This is a genomic window from Variovorax sp. IB41 (assembly GCF_016405905.1).
Classification (GTDB): Bacteria; Pseudomonadota; Gammaproteobacteria; order Burkholderiales; family Burkholderiaceae_C; genus Variovorax.
The window spans coordinates 39,943-65,136 of the sequence record NZ_JAEFCB010000011.1; the positions used below are offsets into that span (position 1 = coordinate 39,943).

Genomic DNA, 25,194 nt, shown 5'->3' on the forward strand with positions numbered 1-25,194 from the left:
CTGCATGCGCTCCCTTCGATTTTGCGCGGCGCTGGCCTGTGCCGCCTCTTGCGCCCACGCCGCGACGACAGTCCTTCCACCTGACGCGGTGCTTCCGAGCGAGCCGATGTTTTCGCTGGCATCGCGCGTCGATCCCGGAGTGGTGATCGATCTTTCGCTGAAGCGCGCGAACGCGGGCGCGGCGTATCACGACAACTTCGACGCGAAGAAGACCTACAGCGGCTACTGGGACCCGATGGGTTGCTACAGCTACGCGGCGGGCGACGGTTATTTCAAGCGCTCGGCCACGGCAACGAAGCCGGATGGCGGCGCCATTGCCTGCGTCAACCAATGGAGCGGCAATCTGTTGAACTGGGCGGTGTCATCGTCCCTCGACGGAGTGCGCATTGCATTGACCGGTGGCGATCGCGTGATCGACGAGCCGGGCCGCACGGTGCTGCAACGCGCGGTGCTGCCGGATGACTTTTATCGCAGCGGCTCTTTCCCCGACAAGACTGTGATTGGCAATCTCGACAAACTGACGCCATTGGTCACCGCCGCCCGCGATGGCGTGCTCGCGACGGGCACGCTGCATTTCGGCAACTGCCTGGACCGCTTTGCCGTCGGGCCGACCGGTGGCGGCACTTGCGCGGAGCCGGGCGGCACGACTTTCCTGGCGCGCGTCGAGGTATGCACGCCGGCCGACGCGTCGGCGCGCCCGTCGTTGTGCGCTCCGTATCCGGACGGCAACTCCAAGCCAGTAGGCAGCATCCAGCGATACGCCGGGCGGATGAGGTTCTCGGTCTTTGGCTATCTGCCGGACGACGATCCCGCGCGCTACGGCGGCGTCCTGCGCGCGCCGATGAAGCACGCCGGGCCGAAGAAGGTCGACGCGACGTTCGACAGCGTGGACAACGCACAGGCGGAGTGGGATCCGGTGACGGGCGTGTTCAAGGCCGACGGGTCCGAAGGCACCGGTGTCGTCGGTGCCATCAACCGTTTCGGGCGCAACGGCGGCAAGCAAGGCGCCTACCGATTGTTCGACCCGGCGGGCGAGCTCTACTACGAGTCGCTGCGCTACCTGCAAGGCAAGGCGCCGACGCCCGACGTCGTGGCCGGTACGCAGAGCGCTCGCAGTCACGCGGACCCTATCGCCGCCAGTTGCCAGAGAAACGACATCCTCGTGATCGGCGACTCCGAGACCCACTACGACCGTTCGTTGCCAGGCCTCTCGAAGGGCGACTCCGTCGGCGACTTCGACCGGAGTTTCAACAATGCGGCCTACGAGCCCGACACGGCCTATTGGACGAGCCTCGTCGGTGGCTTCGAGAATAAGGAGTCGCTCTCTTTCACGCACCCTTCAGGAAAGGCGGGCCTCACCACGGCCGGCAACGAGGGGCCCAGGGCGCTCAACTACAAAGGCGGAACACCGCTGACCTCCGCCAATATCGCAGCCATCGAGACAGGCGCAGAGAAGGGTTCGTTCGGCATGGCGGGCCTTGCGTACTGGGCTCGCACGCAAAAGATCCGCAGCGACCATCCCGACCTGCGGGTGCAGACCTTCGCCATCGACATGGGACAGGGCAGCGAGAGCGCCATAGGGCAGAAGCAACGCGGCAGCGCTTTCTATCTGGCAGCGAAGTACGGCGGCTTTGCCGACAGCAACGACGACGGCAATCCATTTCGTGCGTCGGGCGGCGGTTCCGAATGGGCCGAGGGCCTCGATGCCGACAACCAGCCCAAGCCCGCCAACTATTTCCTGGCTGGCGAGCCGTCGCAGTTGACCACAGCCATTCGACGGGTCTTCCTGCGCGCCGACGTGCCGCAGGGCGGCATCACGGCAGGCAGCGCCATGTCGTCGGGAACGATCACGGACGCCGGTGTCAGCCTCTACGTGCCGCGGTTCGATGGCCGCCGCTGGTCGGGCACGCTGCTGTCGTATCCGTTCGGCGCCGATGTGGCGAACGGCGCTGCGCACAAGCTCGAGAAACCCGATTGGGATGCCGGTGAATTGCTGACCGGCAATCCGAACGCCATCCCGCCCGTGGTCGCGCGGGACATTGCGGGCAGGCGCATCTTCACGCTCTCGACGGCGGGCGTCGGCACGCCGTTCGAATGGGCGTCGCTCGATGACGGGCTGCGCAGATGGCTGAGCGCGACGCCGTATCTCATGCCCGAAGCCCTGGACGGTCTTGGCGCCGATCGCTTGGCCTATCTCCGCGGCGATCGCAGCAAGGAGCAGTCCGCGCCGCAAGGCATCTTCCGCGTGCGCGATTCGGTCATGGGGGATGTGACCAATTCCAATCCGGTCTACGTGGGCGCGCCGAGCCTTGCGATCCACGAGACCGGCTACGACAAGTTCCTGGCCGCCCATCGCGGCCGGCCGCACGCGGTGTACGTCGGCGCCAATGACGGCATGCTGCACGCCTTCGAGGCCCGCACCGGTAAGGAACTCTTCGCCTACGTGCCGCGGATCATGTTCGCCAGACTGGCTGCTTACGCCTCTCCGGACTACGTGCACCGGAGCTACGTCGATGGAACGCCCGTCATTGGCGAAGCCCGGATGGCGAACGGCGCGTGGAAGAGCGTGCTGGTCGCCGGCAATGGTGGCGGCGGCACGGGCGTCTTCGCGCTCGACGTGACCGAACCCGCGGACTTCTCCGCCGACAAGGTGCTGTGGGAGTTCAATGGCGCGTACGACCCCGACATGGGGTACGTGACCCAGGCGCCGCGCATCATGAAGTTCCGCACGGCCGCAGCCACGAAGTCCGAGGCTGCGACTTACGGCTGGTTCGCTGTCGTTCCTTCGGGTTTCAACAACGCCAACAAGGACGGGCGCGCCGCGTTGTTCCTGCTCTCGCTCGACAAGCCCGCAAGCGAAGCTTGGAAGGAGAACCTCAACTACTACAAGATCGTCCTGACCGCGCCGAAGGACAAGACCATCGTGAATGCGCTGAGCACACCAGGCGATTACGCGGCAGCGGACGGGGCCACGCGCTTCCTCTACGCCGGCGATACGCAGGGCAACCTGTGGAAATTCGACTTTACGAGCGGCACACCATGGGGCAACGGCAACGCGCTGGGAGTGAAGGGCTCGCTCGTGATGGTCGCTACGTCGGGCAGCGGCGCTGATGCGAAGCGCCAGCCCATCACCGTCGCGCCGGAGGTCGGCGGGGGGCCGGATGGCGGTGCGATCGTGCTCTTCGGCACGGGCAAGTTCGCGAGCCCCGAAGACCTCGGCCGATCGAGCCGCGGCGTGCAGACGATGTATGGCGTGTACGACAACGGCGTGGCGATTCCTGCGGGCGAAGCGCGCACGCAGCTTCAGCCTCGAAAGGCCACGCCCGTCGCTGGGCAGGCATTCCCGCCCGTCACGGGCGATCCCTTCGTCTACGGCGCATTCGATCGCAAGACGAACGCCCGGCGCGGCTGGTATTTCGACCTGCCGGCGGGGCTCGAGCAGGGCGAGCGGCTGGTCTTCCAGCCGGTGCTCAGCGATGGACAGCTGTTTTTCAACACGCTGATCCCCAACGCCGACGCCTGCAGCGCCGATGGCGGCGGCCGCAGTTGCGCGGTGAACGCGATGACGGGGCTCTCGCAGGGCGGCACCTGCATGCCCTCGAGCGTCGGCATGCTGGGCACGCCGCATCTGGTGCAACTGGGCATGGCTGGCTTCGGCGCGACCGATGCCTTCGGGCGCCGGTCGGAAACCAAGCGCCTGGGCATCGTCAGCATCGGCGCGCGAGATGCGCCGGGAGGTCGGGGCGGCGGCATCTCGACCGCCCAGCCTGCCGGCGACGGCAAGGTGGTCCAGACCGGCGGGCGCCTGAACTGGCGAGAGGTCGTCGACTACCGGGGAGCGAAAAAATGAAGCATTCGGCGTTTCGCGGATTCACATTGATAGAGATGCTGATCGTGGTGGCCATCGCCGCGATCCTGGCGGCCATCTCCTATCCGTCGTACATGGATTTCGTGCGCAAGGGCTGGCGCAGCGAGGGGCGCTCCGCGCTGATGCAGCAGATGCAGGAGCAGGAGCGCCTCTATACGCAGGTCGGGCGGTACCGGCGCTACGCGGGCGATTCGGGAGACTCTGGAAACGGCGGCGCAGGCGGCAAGTACACCGTCGAGAGCGGCAATTGCGAAGGGAAGGGGAGCATCGACAGCTGCATCCGGCTGACGGCCACGCTGAAGGCCGGTTTCTCCGATCCGCAGGTCGGCAACCTCTGGGTGGACAGCACGGGCGGCAAGGGCTGCGATGGGACGGACGCGGGAAGGTGCTGGCAATGAAGGGCGGCGAAGGCGCGTCGTCGCCCGGCTTCACCTTGATCGAGCTGATGGTGGTTGTGGCCATCGTGGCAGTGCTGGCCGCGGTCGGCGCGCCGAGCTTTCGCGACATGCTGCTCAACCAGCGTCTAGCGAGCGCCGCGCAAGGCTTCAATTCTGCGTTGAGCCTGGCACGCATGGAGGCCATCCAGCGCGCGAGGCCCGTGGAGGTGGCTGCGCTCGCGGGCAGCGACTGGTCCGGCGGCTGGATCGTCCGGACCGGGGACGATGAATCGCTCCAGACGTTGCGGCGCTTCGAGCGGTTGCCGCAGGGCGTGAGCGTCGACACGACGCTCGGGGGCGGCTTCGCGCAGGGCCTGCGCTACGACGGCAACGGCTTCTCGCGCCAGACAAGCCGCTCCGGTTTCAGCGCAGGCTGCTTGACGCTGAAGGCCGAGACCGGGCGCAGGGCGTCGATCATCGTCTCGGCCTCGGGCCGGGCGAAGGTCTGCAATCCGGATGTGAGCGGCGATTGCGGCTCGGGCGCGTGCGCCAGGGGAGGAGAAAGCGGCGATTGAGGAGGCGCGCCCGCCCGGACGTGGGGGATCAGATGTCCCGCAGCAACTGCCTGAACTCGTCCACGTCCTCGAAGCTGCGGTACACCGAGGCAAAGCGCACGTAGGCCACCTTGTCCAGGCGCTTGAGTTCGCGCATCACGAGTTCGCCGACCTTGGTCGAATCGATTTCGCGCAGGCCGCTGGCCAGGAGCTTCTGCTCGATGCGCAAGAGGGCGGTGTCGATCTGCTCGATGCTCACCGGGCGCTTGCGCAGCGCCAGCATCATCGAGGCGCGCACCTTGGTCGAGTCGAAGTCGGCGCGGCTGCCGTCCTTCTTCACGACCACAGGGAAATTGACGTCGGGGCGCTCGTAGGTGGTGAAGCGCTTGTCGCAGGCGCTGCACTGGCGGCGCCTGCGCACGAAATCGGCGTCTTCCGAAACGCGGGTCTCCACGACCTGCGTTTCAAGATGACCGCAAAAAGGGCATTTCATGCGGTCGTCTCGTCAGTCGGATCAGCGATAGACGGGGAAGCGGCTCGTCAGCGCGTGCACCTTGGCGCGCACCGCGTCGATGTTCGCCGCGTCGCGCGGGTTCTCGAGCACGTCGGCGACCAGGTTCGCGGTGATGCGGGCCTCTTCGTCCTTGAAGCCGCGCGTGGTCATGGCGGGGGTGCCGATGCGCACGCCGCTGGTGACCATCGGCTTTTCCGGGTCGTTCGGAATCGCGTTCTTGTTGATCGTCATGTGGGCGCTGCCCAGCACGGCTTCGGCTTCCTTGCCGGTGATGCCCTTGGCGCGCAGGTCGACCAGCATGACGTGGCTCTCGGTGCGTCCGCTCACGATCCGGAGGCCCCGCTCGGTGAGGGTGTCGGCCACGATCTGGGCGTTCTTGACCACCTGTTGCTGGTAGGTCTTGAACTCGGGCGTCATGGCTTCCTTGAACGCGACGGCCTTGGCGGCGATCACGTGCATCAGCGGGCCGCCTTGCAGGCCCGGGAAGATGGCGCTGTTGATGGCTTTTTCGTGCTGCGCCTTCATCAGGATGATGCCGCCGCGCGGGCCGCGAAGGCTCTTGTGCGTGGTGGAGGTCACGATGTCGGCGTGCGGCACCGGGTTGGGGTACACGCCCGCGGCCACGAGGCCGGCGTAGTGGGCGATGTCGACCATGAAGATCGCGCCCACGTCCTTGGCCACCTTGGCGAAGCGCTCGAAGTCGATGCGCAGCGAGTAGGCCGAGGCGCCCGCGATGATCAGCTTGGGCATGTGCTCGTGCGCCTTGCGTTCCATCGCGTCGTAGTCGATGGCTTCATTGGCGTCCAGGCCGTAGCTCACCACGTTGAACCACTTGCCGCTCATGTTCAGCGGCATGCCGTGGGTCAGGTGGCCGCCTTCGGCCAGGCTCATGCCCATGATGGTGTCGCCGGGCTTCAAGAAGGCGAGCATCACGGCTTCGTTGGCCGAGGCGCCGCAATGCGGCTGCACGTTGGCGGCATCGGCGCCGAAGATCTGCTTGACGCGGTCGATGGCCAGTTGCTCGGCCACGTCGACGTGCTCGCAGCCGCCGTAGTAGCGCTTGCCCGGGTAGCCTTCGGCGTATTTGTTGGTGAGCTGGGAGCCCTGGGCGGCCATGACGGCCGGCGAGGCGTAGTTCTCGCTCGCGATCAGCTCGATGTGGTGTTCCTGGCGCGCGTTTTCGGCTTGAATCGCGGCCCAGATCTCGGGATCGGTCTGTTCGACCAGGATATTGCGTTGGTACATGGCAGTCCTTTGAAGACGAGGTCCTTGTTCTTCAACCAAACAAGGGCTGCCCAGGCGAACGGCTGAACGCCTGTTGTGGTCAGGCGGCACGCTTCCCAGTGGTATTCCACGTCAGCGCGTGGCACCTTGTTCGGGTGCTGCGCCTATCGCCAGTCGCGTACGGGGCCGAGTGTAGCTCACCCCCGGCCAGGCGAGCTTCAGGACACGCCGGAAAGCAGGGCGACCTTTGCGGGTTCCGAGCCTTCTTCGGCCTTGATCGGCGCGGGCGTCGGCGTCACGATGGGAATCGGCTGCGCGCGAATGGCCGGCCGGGGCGGCAGCACCGACGGCGCGCGGCCGTTGGCGACCTGCAGCAGGCGCTCGTGCTCGGCCATGACCTTGCTGGCGTAGCCGCCGTCGTCCTCGAGGTTGGCCGCGCCCACGTAGTAGCGCAGGCCCCCCTCGAGCGAGCCGGCACGGGCGATGCATTCCTGCAGCACCTTCACGCCCACGCGCATGTTGGTCACCGGGTCGAAGGCGGTGAGCGTGCCGCCCGCGCTTTCGTACTTGTCGCCGTGCACGCGGGTCATGACCTGCATCAGGCCCTGGGCGCCGACGTGGCTCTGGGCGAAGGGATTGAAACTGGATTCCACGGCCATGATGGCCAGGATCAGCGTCGGGTCGAGCTTGGTGCGCTTGCCGATCGAATAGGCCTCGGACACCAGCACGCTCAGCGGCTCTGCAGCCACGCTGTATTTCTTGCTCAGCCAGTAAGCCACGGCGGCCTGCTGCTTGGGCAGGTCGCCGGGGCTCGCTGCCGTGGTGCGCTCGATGGCGGTCGGCTCCAGGTCGGAGACTTCAGGCGCGGGCTTGCGCGACTGCAGCCAGCCCATGAGTTGTTCCTCGCCGGTCTGGCGCAGATCGGGCCGTGCCACGAGGGCGAGGGCCGCGAACACGATGGCCAAACCGACCAACGCAAACCCGTTGTGGGTGATTTCAAAAAAGCCGTCTGCCACATCGGACACGAAGGTCCGTAGCCCGCGGGCTGTGGCATCAAACGCCTTGTTCATCGCTCTTCCTTTCTGTGCGGCACCTGCTCGCAGCGCCTGGAGAGGCGATGGATGAAGGCAACGGCGCTTGGATTGGTACGAATCAGGCTCCGCGCATGGAGGGGTGTGGGGTAAGGAGCGCGGTGACCTGATCAAGCCGGGGGAGTTCTCGGCAGCGGATTCAGGGTGGCCCTGCTGCGTCTGGCAGCTGGAGCAGGGCGGATTCTAACGTCGCTTAATAGCCGGTCAAGCATAAGGAAATCGTTTCATATGCTAATAGATGTTTAAAAATCCGACCCGCACAGAGGCATTTGGCTTACGGGAAATCCCTTGGAAGATTGAATTTGCAATGCGAGGGTGCGGCACCTAATCTGGACGGGCCTGGGTTTTCAGGCGTTTTCCAAAGTCAGGCAGTCCGAGGTGCAAGTCAAGGGCTCGATCGACGGCGGATCCACGGCGGCAATCTCTTGCTGCCAGCACGGCAGGAACCATTGACTTCCGGTCGCGCGAATCGATGGCTTGGGTGTTAGGCCCGCCATCAAGCCCGGCAACGAGGCATTCAGTCGCGTTGCCGGGCTTTCTTGTTTCTGCTTTGCCGCATGTTTGCGGCACACTCCCGCGATGGATTTAGCTTCGCTCAAACAAAACAAATGGGTGCGACGTGGGATCGTCGCGGTGCTGGTTCTTCTGGCCTTCTGGGTCATTGCATGGTTGATCGTGCCGCCGATCGCCAAGAGCCAGCTTCAAAAGATCGCGAGCGAGAAACTGGGCCGGCAGGTCACGGTGGGCAAGATCGACTTCAAGCCCTGGACCCTCGAACTCGCGCTGCACGACCTGCGCATCGCCACGGCCGACGGCAAGCAGCCGCAACTGGCCATCAAGCGCATCTACGCCGATGCCGAACTGCAGTCGCTCTTTCGCCTGGCGCCCGTGATCGACGCGGTGTCGATCGAGGCGCCCGCGGTGCTGCTCACGCACCAGGCCGACGGCAAGTACGACATCGACGACATCCTGGCCAAGCTCGCCGCGGGCCCGCCGCCCGACCCCAAGGCCGAGCCGGCGCGCTTTGCCATCTACAACATCTCGATCAAGGACGGCGCGGTCGACTTCGACGACCAAACGGTCAAGCGCAGGCACGAGCTGCGCAACTTCGTCCTCGACGTGCCTTTCCTGAGCAACCTGGCGTCGCAGCGCGAGGTCAAGACCGAGCCCAAGCTGGCCTTCGTGCTCAACGGCAGCAGCTTCGATTCGGCCGCTTTCACCACGCCCTTCTCGGCAAGCCGCAAGACCGACGCGCACGTGCAGTTCAAGGGGCTCGATCTGGCGCCTTACCTGGGCTACATCCCTGGCGGCCTGCCGGTGAAGCTGCAGGCCGGCAGCCTCGATGCCGACCTGAAGATCGATTTCCAGCAGGCGGCGACCACGGGCCTGAAGATCTACGGCACGGTGGAAGCGCACGGCGCCAAGCTGAGCGACGCCCGGGGCCGCGACCTCCTGGGCTTCGATTCGCTCAAGCTCGCGCTGGCGGACGTTCGCCCGCTCGAATCGGTGTTCCATTTGAGCGAAGTGGCCCTGGCCAATCCGCAGCTCGTGGTGGCGCGCGATGCCTCGGGCCAGTTGAACCTGATGGCCACCGACCCGGCCACCGGCGCCGCGGAAAAAGTAGCCCCGCTTCCCGCCGCCGCAGCCAGCGCGCCGGCCGGCAAGCCGGCCGAAAAACCCAAGCTGAAGGTGCAGGTCGACAAGGTGGCGCTGAGCGGCGGGCGCATCGGCTGGCGTGACGAAACCGTCAAGCCCGCGGCCGCCGTCGACGTGACCGACCTGGGGCTCGACGTCACCGCCATCACCTGGCCGATGGAAAAGCCGGCCCAGTTCAAAGGCAGCACCGCCATCGCCGGCGCCTCGCTCAAGTTCAAGGGCAGCGCCACCGACAAGGTGGCGGACGTGCAGACCGAGGTCGACGCGCTGCCGCTCTCGCTTGCCGCGCCCTATCTGGCGCAGAGCCTGGAGCCCACGCTCGACGGCAAGCTCAGCGGGCAGATCGACATCGCTTGGGACCAGCCCAATCTCAAGTTCAAGGCCCGCCGCCTGGCCGCCGACGGCCTCGCGCTGACCCAGACCAAGACCGCGCTCGCCAGCGTCGGCCGCTTCGAGCTGGTCGACGCCGAGGTCGACATGACCCAGCACACGCTGAACATCGCCTCCTTCACCGCCACCAACCCCAAGGTTCGCGTGGAGCGCGACAGCGAAAAGCGCTGGATGTTCGAGCGGTGGCTGCGCACCCCGGCCGGCAGCGGCGGCGCGGCCGAAGCGAAGGTGGCGGCGCCCAAGCCCGCCGGCGCCGGATCGGCCAAGGCCGACGCCAACACCAAGCCCTGGGCGCTGACCATCGCCACCATGGCGGTCGACAACGGCAGCCTCTCTTATTCAGACAAGGCCGGCGCGCTGCCGGTGACGGTGGAGGTCACGGCGTTCAAGCTGAACGCGCAGAAGATCGCGCCCGAGACAAACACCGTCTCGCCGCTGCAGGTGTCGGGCCGCATCGGCTCCGGGCGCTCCGATCCGAGCAAGTTCGACTACAAGGGCAACGTGGTGCTCAAGCCGCTGGCCGCCGAAGGCCGGCTCGAGGTGATCTCGTTCCCCGCGCACGCCTTCAAGGCCTACTACGCGGACGCGCTCAACGTCGACATCCGCCGCGCCTTCGCAAGCTACCGCGGCACCGTCAGCTACGCAACCGCGCCGGCGGGCATGAGCGTGAAGCTGGCCGGCGACACCGCGCTGGACGATTTCCGCGCCAACAGCGTCTCGCTGACGCAATCGCCCGGTTTCGACCGCAACACGAACCAGCTGCTGAGCTGGAAGACGCTGAGCCTGCGCGGCCTGCAGGTCAGCATGGCGCCCAACGCGCCGCCGAACGTGAACGTGCGCGAGACGACGCTCACCGACTTCTTCGCCCGCGTGATCGTCGATCCGACCGGTCGGCTCAATCTGCTGAACCTGACGAAGAAGGGCGAGGCCGAAGGCGCGGCCGCCGCCACGGCGACCGCCGAGGCCAAGACCCAGAAGGGCCCGGGCGGCACGACCACCACGACCCGCGGCGCGCCGCCGGCGCCGCGCTCGGGGGGCGCGCCCGTATCGGCCGAAGCCATGGTCGGCGGCACCCCCGAGCCGGCCGCGCCGGCGGCGGCACCCGTCGCCACGGCGCAGGCCCCCGCGGACACCGGCCCCAAGCCGGTCATCAACTTCGGTCCGATGAGCCTGGTCAACGGCAAGATCGATTTCACCGACCTGTTCGTCAAGCCCAACTACTCGGCCGACCTGAGCGAGCTGACCGGCAAGCTCAGCTCCTTCTCGTCGAACCCGCCCAACGGGCAGGGCGGCCGGCCGGCGCTGGCCGACCTGGAGCTGCGCGGCAAGGCGCAGCAGACCGCCGCGCTGGAGATCACCGGCAAGCTCAACCCGCTGGCCAAGCCGCTCGAGCTGGACATCACCGCCAAGATGCGCGACCTTGATCTCGCGCCGCTGTCGCCGTACTCGGTGCGCTACGCGGGCCACGGCATCGAGCGCGGCAAGATGAGCATGGACGTCAACTACAAGGTCGCGCCCGACGGCCAGCTCACCGCCACCAACAAGCTGGTGCTCAACCAGCTGCAGTTCGGCGAGGAAGTCGCCGGCGCGCCCAACAGCCTGCCGGTGAAACTGGCCGTGGCCCTCTTGGCCGACCGCAACGGCGTGATCGACGTCGACCTGCCGCTCAGCGGCTCGCTCAACGATCCGCAGTTCAGCGTCGGGCCGCTGATCTGGAAGGCCGTGGTCAACCTGATCGTCAAGGCCGTGACGGCGCCGTTCAGCCTGCTCACGGGCGGGCTGGGGGGCGGCGGCAGCGGCGAATCGAGCGCCATCACCTTCGAGGCGGGCAGCTCGGTGCTCAGCGCCGCGGCCAAGGAAAGCCTGGACAAGGTCGCCAAGGCGCTGACCGAGCGGCCGACGCTGGAGATGACGGTCGTGGGCACCTCCAGCCTCGAGAAGGAGCGCGACGCCTACCAGCGTCAGCGGGTGCGCCAGCTGACGCAGGCCGAGAAGCGCCGCGTCGCGGTGCGCGGCGGCCAGACCGGCACCGACGTGGCGCCGGTCACCGACGCCGAGTACCCCGAGCTGCTGACCGCGGTCTACAAGCGCGCCGACATCACCAAGCCGCGCAACCTCGTCGGCTTGGCCAAGGACCTGCCCGTCACCGAAATGGAAAAGCTGCTGTTCGCGAGCGTGCCGGTCGACGAGGAGTCGATGCGGCAACTGGCCGTGGAACGCGGCGCCGCGGTGCGCGACTACCTCTTGGCGCAGAAGCTCACGAGCGAGCGGCTGTTCCTGGGCGCGGTGCGCACCACGGCCAGCGGTGCCGACTGGAAGCCGGGCGCCGAGCTCAAACTGACCATGAAGTGAGAGCGGCCACTTGGTTTTTTGCATCGGCTTGCTATATGTGTAGTCACCTTTAATCTCCCAGCCCGCAACCTGCATTGGCCGCCGTTCCGCAACGGAATTGGGCGGTCCACCGCAAGTGGGTGAAAATGTCGATGTGCGCCGGCCTTTGCCGGCGCCTTCGCTTTCCATACCAAGACAACGATTTCGCGCAGTGACCTCTACTTCTTCCAAGCCACACGACCTTCAGGCCCTCGACACGCTCACCGGCGGCGCCTTCACCGCGCCGACCTCGGGAGAACGCGCCGCGCGCATCCGCGACTGGCTCGCGGGCAACCCCGCGTCCGAGCAAATGCAGGAAGTCTTCAAGGAGCTGAGCGGCCGCGACAAGGGCGCCGCGCGCCTCTTGCGCGAGAAGCTCGACGAGCTCAAGCGCGCCAAGGGCCAGGAGGCCATTGCCGCCGAATGGGCGCAGAAGGCCGAGGCGCTGCTGGGCCAGTCCAAGCTCAACATCGCCGACGCGCTCGCCTGGCAGCGCGATGCCGCCAAGGCCGGTGCGCCGCTCTCGCGCGAACCGCTTGCAAGCCTGAAGGCCAAGCTGGCTGAACGCGTCAAGGGCATCGAAGACCTGCAACACCGCGCCCAGGTGCACCGCGAAGCCGCCGTGCTGCTGGCGCAGCGTTTCGAAGTGCTCTCCACCAAGGGCTGGCAGGACGCCCAGGCCGCCGAGGAGTCGCTGCGCAACGACGTCACGCATTGGCAGCAGCAGGCCGGCGACATCACCGCCGACATCAACTGGAACAGCCTGGACGCCAAGTTCGCGCCGCAGCTCGAAGCATCGAAGTCGCAGCTGCTGGTCGTGTCCGATGCATTCCACAGCGCGCTGGCGCAGGCCATCGCCGCCGCGGCCGACGCAGCCGCGCCGCTGCCGCCGGTGCCGGTGTGGGCCGACGAGCTGCGCAGCGCGCGCGGCGAGGTGCTCGCCCCCAAGGCAGCAGCGCCCGCGCGGCCTGCCGCACCCAAGATCGATCCGGCCGTGCGCGCTGCCGCGCAAGACGCGGTGCAGGCCGCGCTTGCCAAGCTCGAGCAGGAAACCGCCGAAGGCCACGGCAAGGCCAGTGCCGGCGCGGCGGCCGCGCTGCGCGCGGTGCTCAAGGAGCACGGCAAGTTGGTCGAGGCGCCGCTCGAAGCGCGCGTGCATGCCGCGCTGGTCGCGGCCGGCGAGCTCGAAGGCTGGCAGCGCTGGAGCGCCGACAAGGTCCGTGAAGACCTTGTCGCCAAGGCCGAGGGCCTCCTCAAGCGCCCCGAAGGCCAGGCCCTCGGCGGCCGCAAGATGCAGGAAACGCTGCGCGCGCTGCGCGACCAGTGGAAGCAGGCCGACCAGGGCGGGGTGCCCAACCATGCGCTGTGGAAGCGCTTCGACGAAGCCTGCAACGAAGCCCACAAGGTGGTCGAGGCCTGGCTCGAGAAGGTGCGCGCCGATGCGGCCGAGCACCGCGCGCACCGCGTGGCGCTGATCGAAGAGGTCAAGGCCTGGGCCGCCGAGCATGCCGGCGCCACCGACCTGAAGGCGCACAACCGCGCGCTGCACCAGTTCGCCGACCGCTGGCGCGATGCCGGCCACGTGGGCGAGAAGGTGTTCGCCGAGCTGCAGCCGCAGTGGAACGAAGCCTTCGGCGCCGCGCGCGCACCGTTCGAGACGGCGCAAAAAGCCAGCGTCGAACGCCGCCAGGCCATGATCGCGGAGGCCGCCGAGCTCGGTGCCCAGCCGATGCTGCGCATCGACGCCGTCAAGGCGTTGCAGCAGCGCTGGCAGCACGAGGCGCAGAGCGTGCCGCTCGACCGCCGCCACGAACAGAAACTGTGGGACGCCTTCCGCGCCCCCATTGACGAAGCCTTCAACCGCAAGACGGCCGAGCGCGAAAAGGCATCGGCGGCCATGAGCGAGCACGACCGCTATGTGCTCGACGCCTCCAAGGCGCTGGACGCCGCCAATGCCGGCGGCGACGTGCAGAAGATCCGCGCGGCCATCGCCCGCCTGGAAGGCGCGCTGCGCGGCGAAGCACCGCCGCCCGCGCCGAAGGCCGAACAGGCCGTTGCCCCGAACGTGGCCAGCGGTGGCCCGTCGGTGGGTGCGACCGACATCGTGGCGCCCGGACAGGCCGCCGCTGAATTCGCCGAAAGCGCCGAGCAGGCGCCGAGCCCGAGCGATGCGGAAGCGTCGCCGGCCGCACCGGTCGAAGCCGCGCAGGCCGATGCGCCCGACCTCGTGGCGCCCGCCGACGGCGCCGACGCCTCCGCACGCGCCGATGGCGCAGCGCACGACGCCGGCGAAGCCGCCGCTGTCGAAAGCCCGGCACCGGCCGCCGCGCCGAAGCCGGCCCCCAAGCCGGTCGTGGCCATGCGCGGGGACGACCGTCCCAGCAGCAAGAAGACGGACGCGGCGCCCGCAGGCCGTGCCGGTGGCAAGTTCGGCGACCGCCGCGACGGTGGCCGGCCCGGCCCCGGTGGCCCGGGGCGTCCCGGCGACCGTGGCGGTCCGCGCCCCGATGCGCGCGGTGATCGCGGCGGTGATCGCGGCGCACCGGCCGGTCGTTTCGGCGACCGTCCCCCGCGTTTCGAAGACCGTGGCCCGCGCCTGGGCGATGCGGCTTTCCGCGCCCAGCGCGAAGCGCTCGAACGTGCGGACATGGCACTGCGCAAGCTCGCGGCGCAAGCCCACGGCGAAGCGCTGACGCAGGTGCTCGGCGCCTGGGAACAGCGCGATGCCGCGCGCCTGCCGAGCGTGCAGGAACTGGGTCGCGCGGTCTCGCCGGCCGTGCGCACGAACTGGTCGCAAGCCATCGGCAGCGCGCCGACGGCCGCCGCCAACGATGCCGCCGAAGCACTGCTGCGCCTGGAAATGGCCGCCGAAGTGCCGACGCCGGCCGAGCAACTCGACGCGCGCCGTGCCTTGCAGCTCAAGCTGCTGACCAAGCGTGGCGACCCGGCGCCGGTGCAGACCTGGGGTCAGGACGCCGGCAAGGTGCTGGCCGCGGCGCACGATGCTGCCAGCGCACGCCGCCTGCAGAACGCGTTGAAGGCGCTGCTGCGCAAGTAAGCGCGCGCCGGACGGCCATGAAAAAAGGCGCCCCGCGGGGCGCCTTTTTCTTTGGCGTAATGCACGGCCGCACGCCCCGCATCCCGCACGTCCCGCAGGAATCAGACCTGTTTGCGCAGGAAGAATTCGTCGAAGAGCGCCACCACGCGGGCGAAATCCCGCGCGAAGTTCGGGCGGTTCACGAAGTAGGCCTCGCAGGCCACCGCGAAGAACTCGCTGAGCGAGGTCGCGCCGTAGTCGTCCAGCCACGGCGGCTCGGCGCCGAAGCGCTCGGCCATGATGGTTTTTTCGCGGAAGTCGTCGTAGGCGGGCTGCAGCACGGCGAGCCACGCGGCGCGCGACTCGCGGGCGCTGCGCTGGCCCGCGAAGCCGGCCGGCAGGGGCGGGCAGCCGTCGGCATCGCCGCCGCGCATGTCGATCTTGTGGGCGAACTCGTGGATCACGACGTTGTAGCCGCCTTCGCGGGTGACGCTGCTGGCGAGCACGTCTTGCCAGCTGAGCATCACGGGGCCGCGGTCCATGGCTTCGCCGGCCACCACCTCGTCGTACTCATGCACGACCTGTGCCTCGTCGACGACCTTGCGCCGCGCCACCACTTCGGACGGGTGCACCACGATGCCGACGAAATCGTCGTACCAGTCGAGGTGGCCCTTCAGGTGCAGCACCGGCAGCACCGCCTGCGCCGCGATGGCCAGCGCGACCTCGTCGGTGATGACGAAACCCTGGGTGCCGTGGAATTCCTTGTCGCGCAGGAACTCGGCCGTCAGCACGCGCAGCCGCTCCAGGTCCGCGGCGGGGCGGTCGGCCAGGAAGCTGTAGCGCGCCAGCGTGGCGTGCCAGGCGGCTTCGGGAATCGGGGGCAGGGCACGCAGGCGGCGCAGCCACTTGAACATCGGCGGTGCTAGCGCAGGTCGACGCGTTGCGCGCCGGCGGTGGACAGACACAGCAACTGCGCACGCGGCGGATGCGCCGCGGCGTCCCAGTCGCTCAGCACGATGCGGCGCAGGCCATCGCCCAGGTCGTGGTCGGCGGGGCGATGCGTGTGGCCGTGCACCATCGTTTTCGCCCCGGCCTGCTGCAGCCATTGGCGTGCGGCGCCGGTGTCCACGTCGGCCCAGATCGTCGAGGGATTGCGCTTGCGGTCTTCGCTCTGGGTGCGCATCGAGCGCGCGAGCGCGCGGCGCTCGGCGAGCGGCCGGGCCAGGAAGGCGGCCTGCCACTCGGGCGTGCGAACCATCGCGCGGAACTTGAGGTACTCGGTGTCGTCCAGGCAGAGGATGTCGCCGTGGCTCAGCAGCCACCGCTGGCCGTGCAGCACCAGCACCGTGGGGTCGTCCAGCAGCGTGAAGCCGCATTGCGCCGCGAGCGCGGGGCCGACCAGGAAGTCGCGGTTGCCGTGCATGAAGAACACCGGCAGGCGCTCGGCGGTGCGGCGCAGCAACTCGGCGCATTGCGCCTCGAAGCCGGGCTCACCCGCGACATCGTCGCCCACCCACACCTCGAACAGGTCGCCGAGGATCACCAGCGCATCGGCCGGCGTGGTCTGCAAATAGCCCTGCCAGGCCTCGAAGGTGGCGGGCTCGCCGGCCTCGAGGTGCAGGTCGGAGATCAGATCGACGGTGCGCCACGCGGGCGGCGCCACCAGCTCGCAGAAAGCCGGGTTCGCCACGTTGGTCATCCCGCGCCGTGCCTGATGGGGATCATTCAGCGATGACGACGGCCTTCTCGATCACCACGTCGTCGAGCGGCACGTCGTCGTGGAAGCCCTTGCGGCCCGTCTTCACGGCCTTGATCTTGTCGACCACGTCGGTGCCGTTGATGACCTTGCCGAACACCGCATAGCCCCAGCCTTGTGCCGAGGGTGCCGTGTGGTTCAGGAAGCCGTTGTCGGACACGTTGATGAAGAACTGCGCGGTGGCCGAGTGCGGCGCGCTGGTGCGGGCCATGGCGACGGTGTAGTTGGCGTTCTTCAGGCCGTTGTTGGCTTCGTTCTCGATCTCGGCGCCGGTGGGCTTTTGCTTCATGCCGGGCTCGAAACCGCCGCCTTGCACCATGAAGCCGGGGATCACGCGGTGGAACACGGTGTTGTCGTAGTGGCCCTTCTTCACGTAGGCGATGAAGTTCTCGGCCGACTTGGGCGCCTTCTCGGCGTCCAGTTCGAGCGTGATCACGCCGTAGTTCTTGATGTGCAGTTCGACTTGGGGGTTGCTCATGAGGGGCTCCTTCGGAAGTTCGGAATGGGTGAATTACTTCGCCAGCGTGGCGGACTTGATGGTGATGGTCTCCAGGGGCACGTTCTGCATGCCGCCCTTGTTGCCGGTCTGCACGGCGCGGATCTTGTCGACCACGTCGGTGCCGGCCACGACCTTGCCGAACACCGTGTAGCCGTAGCCATCGGGGTTGGGCGCGTTGAGCGAGTCGTTGTTCTTCACGTTGATGAAGAACTGCGAGGTGGCCGAGTTCGGGTTGCCGGTGCGGGCCATGGCGATGGTGTACTTATCGTTCTTCAGGCCGTTGCCCGCTTCGAGCGGAATCGGCGGGCGCGTGGGCTTTTGCTGCATGTCGGCGGTGAAGCCGCCGCCCTGGATCATGAAGCCGTCGATCACGCGGTGGAACACCGTGCCGTCGTAGTGCTTGTCCTTGACGTACTGCAGGAAGTTGTCGACCGACTTGGGCGCCTTGGCCGCATCGAGCTCGACCACGATGTCGCCGGCCGAGGTGGCCAGCTTGACGCGCGGTGCGGCTTGCTGTGCGTAGCCGGTGGCGGCGAAGCCGAGGGCCGCGGCCAGGATGAAGGCGTTGCGGCGGCTGAATCTTCTGAATGTGGAAGGGGCGTGGATCGTCAAGTGATGCTCCGTTTGCGAAAGGGGGGGAGGGCGCGGGCTGCGCGACGAATGCGTCGGCCGCGCCCGTGCCGGCAGCGGCTTACTTGCTGGAACGGCCGACGGGCTTGCGAATGACCACGGGCGCCGCCGGCAGTGCTGCGGCTTCGGCCTCGGTCTTCGAGGAGAAGATCTGGCGGATCAGCACGAGCTTGGGCGCGACGCTGGCGTTGGTGCTGGCGAACTGCTGGGCGCGCACGTACTCCTGGGCCGCGAGGCGCGCGTAGACGTCGCCGAGGTTCTCGTGCGCGGTCGCGTAGTTCGGGTTGAGCTTGAGCGCGGTTTCGAGCGCGGCGCGGGCCTGGTCGAATTTGCTCTGCGACGCATACAGTGCCGCGAGGTTGTTGTAGGGCTCGGGCAGCTCGGGGAAGTCTTGCGTGAGCTGGGTGAAGGCGATGATGGCCTCGGCCTGCTTGTTCTGCTCGGTGAGGATCACGCCGCGCAGGAACCGCATCTGCGGATCGCGCGGCTTGCCGGCGATGTAGGTGTCGGCCTTGGCGAGCGCTTCGGTGGCCTTGCCCTGGCGCAGCAGGAGGTTCACGTCGTCGTAGTCGTTGGCATGCGCGGCGGTGCCCCACAGGCTGAACAGGAGTGCGAAGGCGAAGGAGAGTTTGGAGAACACGGGGTGCTTCATGAAGCCTCGGCAGGATTGGGGGATGCGGGCCTGGACGGGCCTGAAGGGGCCTGGAAAGCACCCGGGAGGTCCGCGGCAGCAGGCTGCGGCGGCCGTTTATACTGCGTTGCATTGTAGCCGAGGGGCCATGTCCAACCCCTCGTCGCCACTGTCCCCGTCACCCCTGAAATACACCGTCGTTCGCCCGTGCCGCACGTGCGCGAAGCGACGCTTTCCGAGTCTCATGAGTCTGCGCATCTACAACACGCTGTCGCGTGAATTGGAGGAATTCTCCCCATTGCAACCTGGCAAGGTGCGCATGTACGTTTGCGGCATGACGGTCTATGACTTCTGCCACATCGGCCATGCCCGCATGATGATGGCCTTCGATGTGGTGCAGCGCTGGCTGCGTGCCAGCGGCTACGGCGTGACCTACGTGCGCAACATCACGGACATCGACGACAAGATCATCGTGCGCGCCGTTCAGCGCGGCATCACCATCCGCGCGCTGACCGACGAAGTCATCGCGGCCATGCATGAAGACATCGGCGCGCTCGGCATCGAGCCGCCCACCGTCGAGCCGCGTGCCACCGAGTACGTGCCGCAGATGCTCGGCATCATCGAGACGCTGGAGCGCAAGGGACTGGCCTATCGCTCGCCCGATGGCGACGTGAACTATGCGGTGCGCAAGTTCCCGGGCTACGGCAAGCTGTCGGGCAAGTCGCTGGACGAACTGCATGCCGGTGAACGCGTCGCAGTGATCGAGGGCAAGCAGGACCCGCTCGACTTCGTGCTCTGGAAGGCGGCCAAGCCCGCCGAGCCGGACGATGCCAAGTGGGAGAGCCCCTTCGGCACCGGCCGTCCGGGCTGGCACATCGAGTGCTCCGCAATGAGCTGCGCCACCCTTGGCGAGACCTTCGACATTCACGGTGGCGGCGCGGACCTTCAATTCCCGCACCACGAGAATGAAATTGCGCAAAGCGAAGGCGCCCATGGCAAGCCGCTCGCGCGTTTCTGGGTGCACAACGGCTTCGTTCGCGTGGACAACGAAAAGATGTCCAAGAGCCTGGGCAACTTCTTCACCATCCGCGAGGTGCTGCAGAAGTACGACGCCGAGAGCCTGCGCTTTTTCCTCGTGCGCACCCACTATCGCAGCGCGCTGAACTACAGCGATGCACACCTGACCGACGCCCGCAACTCGCTCAAGCGCCTGTACACGGCACTCGACCTGGTAACGCCCGCACCGGTCACGCTGGACTGGACGAATCCGCACGCAGCGGCCTTCAAGGCTGCGATGGACGAAGACTTCGGCACGCCCGGCGCCATCGCGATCCTGTTCGAGCTGGCCACCGGCGTTCACCGCACGCAGTCCGCGGAAACCGCCGGGCTGCTCAAGGTGCTCGGCGGCACGCTGGGCCTGCTCCAGGGCGACCCGAAGGCGTTCCTGCAAGCAGGCACGGGCAGCACGCTCGACGAGGCCGCAATCCAGGTGCTGATCGCCCAGCGCGCAGCGGCCAAGGCTGCGAAGAATTTCGCCGAGGCCGATCGCATCCGCCAGGAACTGTTGGAGCAGGGCATCGTGCTCAAGGATTCGCCCACAGGCACGAGCTGGGCCGCCGCGCAGTGAACGGAACCACCAACCCCATGCCCGCTTCCAAAAACCCGACCGTTCAGATCTACACGCCGGACTATTGGGAAGAGGCCTGCAAGCACCTGGCCAAGAAAGACCGCGTGATGAAGCGGTTGATCCCGAAGTTCGGCGAGGCCTGTCTCGAATCGCGCGGCGATGCGTTCACCACGCTGGCACGCAGCGTCGTGGGCCAGCAGATCTCGGTGAAGGCGGCGCAAACCGTCTGGGACAAGTTCGCCTTGCTGCCGCGCAAGCTGACGCCGGCCAACGTGCTCAAGCTCAAGGTCGACGACATGCGCGCGGCGGGCCTGTCGGCGCGCAAGATCGAATACCTGGTCGACCTGGCCCTTCACTTCGACTCGGGCGTGGTGCACGTCGATTCGTGGAAGGACATGGCCGACGAGCTCATCATCGAGGAACTCGTGGCCATCCGCGGCATCGGCCGCTGGACGGCCGAGATGTTCCTCATCTTCCACCTCATGCGCCCGAACGTGCTGCCCGTGGACGACGTGGGGCTGCTCAACGGCATCAGCGTCAACTACTTTTCGGGCGACCCGGTCAGCCGCAGCGATGCCCGCGATGTCGCCGTGGCCTGGGCGCCGTATTGCAGCGTGGCGACTTGGTATATTTGGCGATCGCTGGACCCCGTGCCGGTCGCGTATTGAAATAAAACAGGAGAAGACGTTGGCGAAACGAACCTTCCTCGATTTCGAGCAGCCCATTGCGGAACTCGAAACAAAGATTGAAGAACTGCGCTATGTACAGACCGAATCGGCGGTCGACATTTCGGAAGAAATCGATCAGCTCGGCAAGAAAAGCCAGCAGCTCACCAAGGACATCTACAGCGACCTGACGCCCTGGCAGATCACCAAGATCGCGCGGCATCCCGAGCGCCCCTACACGCTGGACTACGTCAACGAAATCTTCACCGACTTCGTCGAACTGCACGGCGACCGGCATTTCTCGGACGACCTGTCGATCGTGGGCGGCCTCGCGCGCTTCAACGGCGTGCCCTGCATGGTGCTGGGCCACCAGAAGGGCCGCGACACGAAGGAGCGCACCGCGCGCAACTTCGGCATGAGCAAGCCCGAGGGCTACCGCAAGGCCCTGCGCCTCATGAAGACGGCCGAGAAATTCAAGCTGCCCGTGTTCACCTTCGTGGACACGCCCGGCGCGTACCCCGGCATCGATGCCGAGGAACGCGGCCAGTCCGAAGCCATCGGCCGCAACATCTTCGAGATGGCGCAGCTGGAGGTGCCGATCATCGTCACGATCATCGGCGAGGGCGGCTCCGGCGGCGCGCTGGCCATCTCGGTCGGCGACCAGCTCGTGATTCTGCAGTACTCGATCTATTCGGTGATCAGCCCCGAAGGCTGCGCCTCGATTCTCTGGAAGACCAGCGACAAGGCGCAGGAAGCGGCCGATGCGCTGGGCATCACGGCGCATCGCCTGAAGGCGCTGGGCCTGGTCGACAAGATCGTGAACGAGCCGGTCGGTGGCGCACACCGCGACCATCGGCAGATGGCCGCGTTCTTGAAGCGCGCGCTCAACGACGCATTCCGCCAGGTCAGCGACCTGAAGCCCAAGGAACTGCTGGACCGCCGCTACGAGCGCCTGCAGAGCTACGGCCGTTTCAACGACACCAAGGCCGACACCGGCAGATAAGCCCCTTAGATAAGCCCCTTATGAGCGAAGCCTTCGAACGCGCCATGGCCGCGTTCGAGCCGGCGCAATGGCCGCTGGCGGTGGGCTTCAGTGGGGGTGCGGACTCCACCGCCTTGCTGGCCGCCTGCGCATCGCGCTGGCCGGGGCAGGTCGTCGCTTTCCATGTGCATCACGGGCTGCAGGCGGCGGCCGACGATTTCGAGCGGCATTGCGGCGAGGTGTGCGAGCGGCTCGGCGTGCCGCTCGTCGTGCATCGGGTCGATGCGCGGCATGCGCCAGGTGACAGTCCCGAAGACACGGCGCGGCGTGCTCGCTACGAAGCGTTCGCCGTCATGGCGCGCGCGGATGCGATCCAGTCCATCGCGCTCGGGCATCACGCCGACGACCAGGTCGAAACGCTCCTGCTGGCACTGTCGCGCGGCGCCGGTCTTCCGGGGTTGGCGGCCATGCCCGCGTATGCCGAGCGCCATGGCTTGAACATCCATCGGCCTCTGCTTGCGGTGCCCGCGGCCGACATCCGTGCCTGGCTCGCGACGCGAGACCTGACGTGGATCGAAGACCCGAGCAATGGCGACGCCCGCTACACCCGCAACCGGATTCGCGCGGTGCTGCTGCCCGCTTTGGAACAGGCTTTTCCGCAGTTCCGCGCCACGTTCGCGCGCAGCATCGGCCATGCGGCGCAGGGGCAGCAACTGCTGCTCGAACTTGCCGCGCAAGACCTTGAAACCGTGGGCGATCCGCCCGTCATCAAGGCGCTGCAGGCGCTCTCGAGGGCCCGCCAGGCCAATGTGCTGCGCCATTGGCTGATGCGGTCGCATAGCTGCGCGCCCAGCGCCGCGCAGCTCGACCAGCTGCTCGACCAGGTCCGCGCCTGCACCACGCGCGGCCACCGCATCCATCTCAAAGTGGCCGGCGGTTTTGCCGAGCGAAGGGGCGACCGGCTGCATTGGTACAATGCCCCGCCCTCGCCGAAGACTTAGCTCGGACAGCTTGCAGGGCGCCGCCTAGACAGCGGCCCTTTTCTTTTCTCTGATTTCACCCATGGCATTGATCGTTCACAAATACGGCGGTACGTCGATGGGCTCGACCGAGCGCATCCGAAACGTCGCCAAGCGCGTCGCCAAGTGGGCGCGCGCCGGCCACCAGATGATCGTGGTTCCGAGTGCCATGAGCGGCGAGACCAATCGCCTGCTGGGCTTGGCCAAAGAACTGGCACCGAGCAAACCGGGCGACGCCCACAACCGCGAACTCGACATGCTGGCATCGACCGGCGAGCAGGCGTCGTCGGCCCTCCTGGCCATCGCGCTGCAGGCCGAGGGCATGGAGTCGGTGAGCTATGCGGGCTGGCAGGTGTCGGTGCGCACCGACAACTCGTACACCAAGGCGCGCATCGAGAGCATCGACGACACGCGCGTCATGGCCGACCTGAACGCGGGCAAGGTGGTGGTCATCACCGGCTTCCAGGGCGTGGACGACGCGGGCAACATCACCACGCTGGGCCGCGGCGGCAGCGACACCTCGGCCGTAGCCATTGCGGCTGCCATGAGGGCGCACGAGTGCCTGATCTACACCGACGTGGACGGCGTCTACACGACCGACCCGCGCGTGGAGCCCGATGCGCGGCGCCTGACCACCGTGAGCTTCGAGGAAATGCTCGAGATGGCCAGCCTCGGCTCCAAGGTGCTGCAGATCCGCTCGGTGGAATTCGCCGGCAAGTACAAGGTGCCGCTGCGTGTGCTCTCGAGCTTCACCGCATGGGACATCGACATCAATGAAGAGGCCAAGTCCGGCACGCTGATCACTTTCGAGGAAGACGAAAACATGGAACAAGCCGTCGTATCCGGCATCGCATTCAACCGCGACGAAGCCAAGATCTCGGTGCTGGGCGTGCCCGACAAGCCAGGCATCGCGTACCACATCCTGGGCGCCGTGGCGGACGCCAACATCGAGGTGGACGTGATCATCCAGAACCTGAGCAAGGACGGCAAGACCGACTTCAGCTTCACGGTGCACCGCAACGAATACGCCAAGACCATCGACCTGCTGCAGTCGAAGGTCATGCCCTCGCTGGGCGCGACCGAGATCGTGGGCGACACCAAGATCTGCAAGGTCAGCATCGTGGGCATCGGCATGCGCAGCCACGTGGGCGTGGCGAGCAAGATGTTCCGCGTGCTGAGCGAAGAGGGCATCAACATCCAGATGATTTCGACCAGCGAGATCAAGACGTCGGTGGTGATCGACGAAAAATATATGGAATTGGCCGTTCGGGCGCTGCATAAAGCCTTCGATCTGGACCAACCGGCCTCCTGACGGTGGCATAATCTCGGCTGCTTTCAGGAACTGTGACCGAGTGGCCGAAGGTGCTCCCCTGCTAAGGGAGTATGGGGTGTAGAGCCTCATCGAGGGTTCGAATCCCTCCGGTTCCGCCAAGATCAAAACCCCTGCAATCGCAAGATTGCAGGGGTTTTTCTTTGCTGGCTTCCGTTGGGGCTCGGCAACTCACTGCGCCAGCGCAGCCCCTTCCCCCAGATAGCTGCGCAGCCCCGCCAGATCGAGCACTTCCACGCCCCCGTGCTCCACCCGCAGCAGCCCCGCGCGCTCGAGTTCGTGCAGCGCCCGGTTGGCGCGCTGGCGCGAGACGGCGGACAAAAGGCCGATCTCGTCCTGGCTCAGCCGCACGAAGCTGCTCGTCTTCGGATAGAGGAGGGGATCGAACAGGCTCGCCAGGCAACGCGCCACGCGCGCATCGGGCCCGAGCAGCCGATCGAATTCCATGAGCCCGATGAACAGGCTCAGCCGCGCGTTGATGTGCAGCAGAAGAAAGCGGTTGAAGTCCAGGTTCGTGGACACCAGGCGCTCGAAGGTGTGGCGCGGCACGCAGGCCATGCGCGTGGGCCGCATGGCCACGCCGTCGTAGCGCCACGGGCCGGGCTTGAGCAGCGAGCCTTCGCCGGCCCAGCCGCCGGTGGTCACGCCGGTGAAGGTGGAGATGCGGCCATCGGCCAGCGACACCGACATCTTCACCAGACCTTCGATCACACCGAGCCACAGGTCGGCCGATTCGCCGCGGCGCAGCACGAACCCGCCGGCCGGCACCTCGCGCTCGTGCGACTCGCGCACCACGCGGTCGAGCTCCTCGGGCGAAAGGGTCTGTGCCCACAGGCTCTCGCGGAGCATGGTTTCCATGGCGTTCGACGACATACGTGCTTCCCTCGCTCGCTTGCTTTTCAGCTGGCTGGCTTGCTCACTCCTCCATCTCCGCGGGCCTGCATGGAAAGGCCTGCGGAGCCGCGTAAGGAATG

The 25,194-nt window shown here is 67.0% G+C and carries 20 protein-coding genes, 1 tRNA gene and 1 riboswitch; of the genes, 11 read left to right on the forward strand and 10 right to left on the reverse strand.

All coding sequences use genetic code 11. The features are described from left to right. The first annotated feature begins 106 nt into the window (after positions 1-106). Genes JC881_RS19820 through JC881_RS19830 form a run of 3 tightly spaced genes read left to right on the forward strand, consistent with a single transcriptional unit; the run spans position 107 to position 4,820 of the window. On the forward strand, positions 107-3,850 hold the full coding sequence (locus tag JC881_RS19820; RefSeq protein WP_198787420.1) for a pilus assembly protein: 3,744 nt from the start codon (positions 107-109) through the stop codon (positions 3,848-3,850). Then, positions 3,847-4,266, forward strand: coding sequence for a type IV pilin protein (locus JC881_RS19825; RefSeq protein ID WP_198787421.1), 420 nt, complete (start codon positions 3,847-3,849; stop codon positions 4,264-4,266). The genes JC881_RS19820 and JC881_RS19825 overlap by 4 nt, the downstream gene beginning before the upstream one ends. After that, a complete protein-coding gene (locus tag JC881_RS19830) occupies positions 4,263-4,820 on the forward strand; it encodes a GspH/FimT family pseudopilin (protein WP_198787422.1) in 558 nt (185 codons plus the stop codon). The genes JC881_RS19825 and JC881_RS19830 overlap by 4 nt, the downstream gene beginning before the upstream one ends. 28 nt (positions 4,821-4,848) lie before the next feature. Here the strand turns inward: JC881_RS19830 and nrdR are convergent, their stop codons facing one another. From nrdR to JC881_RS19850, 4 genes are all read right to left on the reverse strand, one after another. Continuing rightward, complete coding sequence (gene nrdR, locus JC881_RS19835; RefSeq protein ID WP_042580112.1) at positions 4,849-5,292, reverse strand: transcriptional regulator NrdR; 444 nt, start codon at positions 5,290-5,292, stop codon at positions 4,849-4,851. Between the two features lie 21 nt (positions 5,293-5,313). Beyond that, on the reverse strand, positions 5,314-6,558 hold the full coding sequence (gene glyA, locus JC881_RS19840; protein WP_198787423.1) for a serine hydroxymethyltransferase: 1,245 nt from the start codon (positions 6,556-6,558) through the stop codon (positions 5,314-5,316). A gap of 41 nt (positions 6,559-6,599) precedes the next feature. After that, a riboswitch (ZMP/ZTP riboswitch) is annotated at positions 6,600-6,725 on the reverse strand. Between the two features lie 30 nt (positions 6,726-6,755). After that, positions 6,756-7,607, reverse strand: a complete 852-nt coding sequence (locus tag JC881_RS19845) for a lytic transglycosylase domain-containing protein (protein WP_198787424.1) — start codon at positions 7,605-7,607, stop codon at positions 6,756-6,758. Positions 7,608-7,975: 368 nt separating this feature from the next. Continuing rightward, positions 7,976-8,290, reverse strand: coding sequence for a hypothetical protein (locus JC881_RS19850; protein WP_198787587.1), 315 nt, complete (start codon positions 8,288-8,290; stop codon positions 7,976-7,978). Here JC881_RS19850 and JC881_RS19855 point away from each other — a divergent pair. Beyond that, positions 8,208-12,026: a DUF748 domain-containing protein gene (locus JC881_RS19855; protein WP_198787425.1), complete on the forward strand. Its 3,819-nt coding sequence runs from the start codon at positions 8,208-8,210 to the stop codon at positions 12,024-12,026. The genes JC881_RS19850 and JC881_RS19855 overlap by 83 nt on opposite strands. 190 nt (positions 12,027-12,216) lie before the next feature. After that, positions 12,217-15,102: a DUF349 domain-containing protein gene (locus JC881_RS19860; protein WP_198787426.1), complete on the forward strand. Its 2,886-nt coding sequence runs from the start codon at positions 12,217-12,219 to the stop codon at positions 15,100-15,102. Between the two features lie 101 nt (positions 15,103-15,203). On the opposite strand, the gene JC881_RS19865 is transcribed toward JC881_RS19860, so the two are convergent. The 5 genes from JC881_RS19865 to JC881_RS19885 all read right to left on the reverse strand — a co-directional run bounded on the left by JC881_RS19865 (position 15,204) and on the right by JC881_RS19885 (position 18,618). Then, positions 15,204-15,995, reverse strand: coding sequence for a zinc-dependent peptidase (locus tag JC881_RS19865; protein ID WP_198787427.1), 792 nt, complete (start codon positions 15,993-15,995; stop codon positions 15,204-15,206). An 8-nt stretch (positions 15,996-16,003) separates the two neighbouring features. Continuing rightward, the gene (locus tag JC881_RS19870) at positions 16,004-16,780 is read right to left on the reverse strand and encodes a UDP-2,3-diacylglucosamine diphosphatase (RefSeq protein ID WP_198787428.1); all 777 of its coding nucleotides are present in this window, start codon (positions 16,778-16,780) and stop codon (positions 16,004-16,006) included. A gap of 22 nt (positions 16,781-16,802) precedes the next feature. Next, positions 16,803-17,315: a peptidylprolyl isomerase gene (locus JC881_RS19875; RefSeq protein WP_198787429.1), complete on the reverse strand. Its 513-nt coding sequence runs from the start codon at positions 17,313-17,315 to the stop codon at positions 16,803-16,805. Between the two features lie 33 nt (positions 17,316-17,348). Then, positions 17,349-17,948 carry a peptidylprolyl isomerase gene (locus tag JC881_RS19880; protein ID WP_198787430.1) on the reverse strand — a complete coding sequence of 200 codons (600 nt, stop codon included), beginning with the start codon at positions 17,946-17,948 and terminating at the stop codon, positions 17,349-17,351. Between the two features lie 79 nt (positions 17,949-18,027). After that, the gene (locus JC881_RS19885) at positions 18,028-18,618 is read right to left on the reverse strand and encodes a tetratricopeptide repeat protein (protein ID WP_198787431.1); all 591 of its coding nucleotides are present in this window, start codon (positions 18,616-18,618) and stop codon (positions 18,028-18,030) included. Positions 18,619-18,841: 223 nt separating this feature from the next. On the opposite strand from JC881_RS19885, the gene cysS reads away from it, so the two are divergent. The 6 genes from cysS (at position 18,842) to JC881_RS19915 (ending at position 24,321) form a co-directional block, all read left to right on the forward strand. Continuing rightward, positions 18,842-20,224: a cysteine--tRNA ligase gene (cysS, locus tag JC881_RS19890; protein ID WP_198787432.1), complete on the forward strand. Its 1,383-nt coding sequence runs from the start codon at positions 18,842-18,844 to the stop codon at positions 20,222-20,224. 17 nt (positions 20,225-20,241) lie between these two features. Then, complete coding sequence (locus JC881_RS19895; RefSeq protein ID WP_198787433.1) at positions 20,242-20,892, forward strand: DNA-3-methyladenine glycosylase family protein; 651 nt, start codon at positions 20,242-20,244, stop codon at positions 20,890-20,892. Positions 20,893-20,911: 19 nt separating this feature from the next. Then, on the forward strand, positions 20,912-21,892 hold the full coding sequence (locus JC881_RS19900) for an acetyl-CoA carboxylase carboxyltransferase subunit alpha (RefSeq protein WP_198787434.1): 981 nt from the start codon (positions 20,912-20,914) through the stop codon (positions 21,890-21,892). 20 nt (positions 21,893-21,912) lie between these two features. Then, the gene (gene tilS, locus JC881_RS19905) at positions 21,913-22,872 is read left to right on the forward strand and encodes a tRNA lysidine(34) synthetase TilS (RefSeq protein ID WP_198787435.1); all 960 of its coding nucleotides are present in this window, start codon (positions 21,913-21,915) and stop codon (positions 22,870-22,872) included. 61 nt (positions 22,873-22,933) lie between these two features. Further along, the gene (locus JC881_RS19910; RefSeq protein WP_198787436.1) at positions 22,934-24,202 is read left to right on the forward strand and encodes an aspartate kinase; all 1,269 of its coding nucleotides are present in this window, start codon (positions 22,934-22,936) and stop codon (positions 24,200-24,202) included. 26 nt (positions 24,203-24,228) lie between these two features. Continuing rightward, positions 24,229-24,321: transfer RNA gene (locus JC881_RS19915), tRNA-Ser, on the forward strand. Between the two features lie 70 nt (positions 24,322-24,391). On the opposite strand, the gene JC881_RS19920 is transcribed toward JC881_RS19915, so the two are convergent. Continuing rightward, positions 24,392-25,093 (reverse strand): Crp/Fnr family transcriptional regulator, encoded by a 702-nt coding sequence (locus JC881_RS19920; RefSeq protein ID WP_198787437.1) that lies wholly within the window; start codon positions 25,091-25,093, stop codon positions 24,392-24,394. Between the last annotated feature and the right edge of the window lie 101 nt (positions 25,094-25,194).

Excerpts from the sequence above, each read along its gene's own strand:
- JC881_RS19820 (WP_198787420.1), top strand. The coding sequence starts at position 107 with ATGTTTTCGCTGGCATCGCGCGTCGATCCCGGAGTGGTGATCGATCTT.
- JC881_RS19825 (WP_198787421.1), top strand. The coding sequence starts at position 3,847 with ATGAAGCATTCGGCGTTTCGCGGATTCACATTGATAGAGATGCTGATC.
- JC881_RS19830 (WP_198787422.1), top strand. The coding sequence starts at position 4,263 with ATGAAGGGCGGCGAAGGCGCGTCGTCGCCCGGCTTCACCTTGATCGAG.
- nrdR (WP_042580112.1), bottom strand. The coding sequence starts at position 5,292 with ATGAAATGCCCTTTTTGCGGTCATCTTGAAACGCAGGTCGTGGAGACC.
- glyA (WP_198787423.1), bottom strand. The coding sequence starts at position 6,558 with ATGTACCAACGCAATATCCTGGTCGAACAGACCGATCCCGAGATCTGG.
- JC881_RS19845 (WP_198787424.1), bottom strand. The coding sequence starts at position 7,607 with ATGAACAAGGCGTTTGATGCCACAGCCCGCGGGCTACGGACCTTCGTG.
- JC881_RS19855 (WP_198787425.1), top strand. The coding sequence starts at position 8,208 with ATGGATTTAGCTTCGCTCAAACAAAACAAATGGGTGCGACGTGGGATC.
- JC881_RS19850 (WP_198787587.1), bottom strand. The coding sequence starts at position 8,290 with ATGACCCAGAAGGCCAGAAGAACCAGCACCGCGACGATCCCACGTCGC.
- JC881_RS19865 (WP_198787427.1), bottom strand. The coding sequence starts at position 15,995 with ATGTTCAAGTGGCTGCGCCGCCTGCGTGCCCTGCCCCCGATTCCCGAA.
- JC881_RS19870 (WP_198787428.1), bottom strand. The coding sequence starts at position 16,780 with ATGACCAACGTGGCGAACCCGGCTTTCTGCGAGCTGGTGGCGCCGCCC.
- JC881_RS19875 (WP_198787429.1), bottom strand. The coding sequence starts at position 17,315 with ATGAGCAACCCCCAAGTCGAACTGCACATCAAGAACTACGGCGTGATC.
- JC881_RS19885 (WP_198787431.1), bottom strand. The coding sequence starts at position 18,618 with ATGAAGCACCCCGTGTTCTCCAAACTCTCCTTCGCCTTCGCACTCCTG.
- cysS (WP_198787432.1), top strand. The coding sequence starts at position 18,842 with ATGAGTCTGCGCATCTACAACACGCTGTCGCGTGAATTGGAGGAATTC.
- JC881_RS19895 (WP_198787433.1), top strand. The coding sequence starts at position 20,242 with ATGCCCGCTTCCAAAAACCCGACCGTTCAGATCTACACGCCGGACTAT.
- tilS (WP_198787435.1), top strand. The coding sequence starts at position 21,913 with ATGAGCGAAGCCTTCGAACGCGCCATGGCCGCGTTCGAGCCGGCGCAA.
- JC881_RS19910 (WP_198787436.1), top strand. The coding sequence starts at position 22,934 with ATGGCATTGATCGTTCACAAATACGGCGGTACGTCGATGGGCTCGACC.
- JC881_RS19920 (WP_198787437.1), bottom strand. The coding sequence starts at position 25,093 with ATGTCGTCGAACGCCATGGAAACCATGCTCCGCGAGAGCCTGTGGGCA.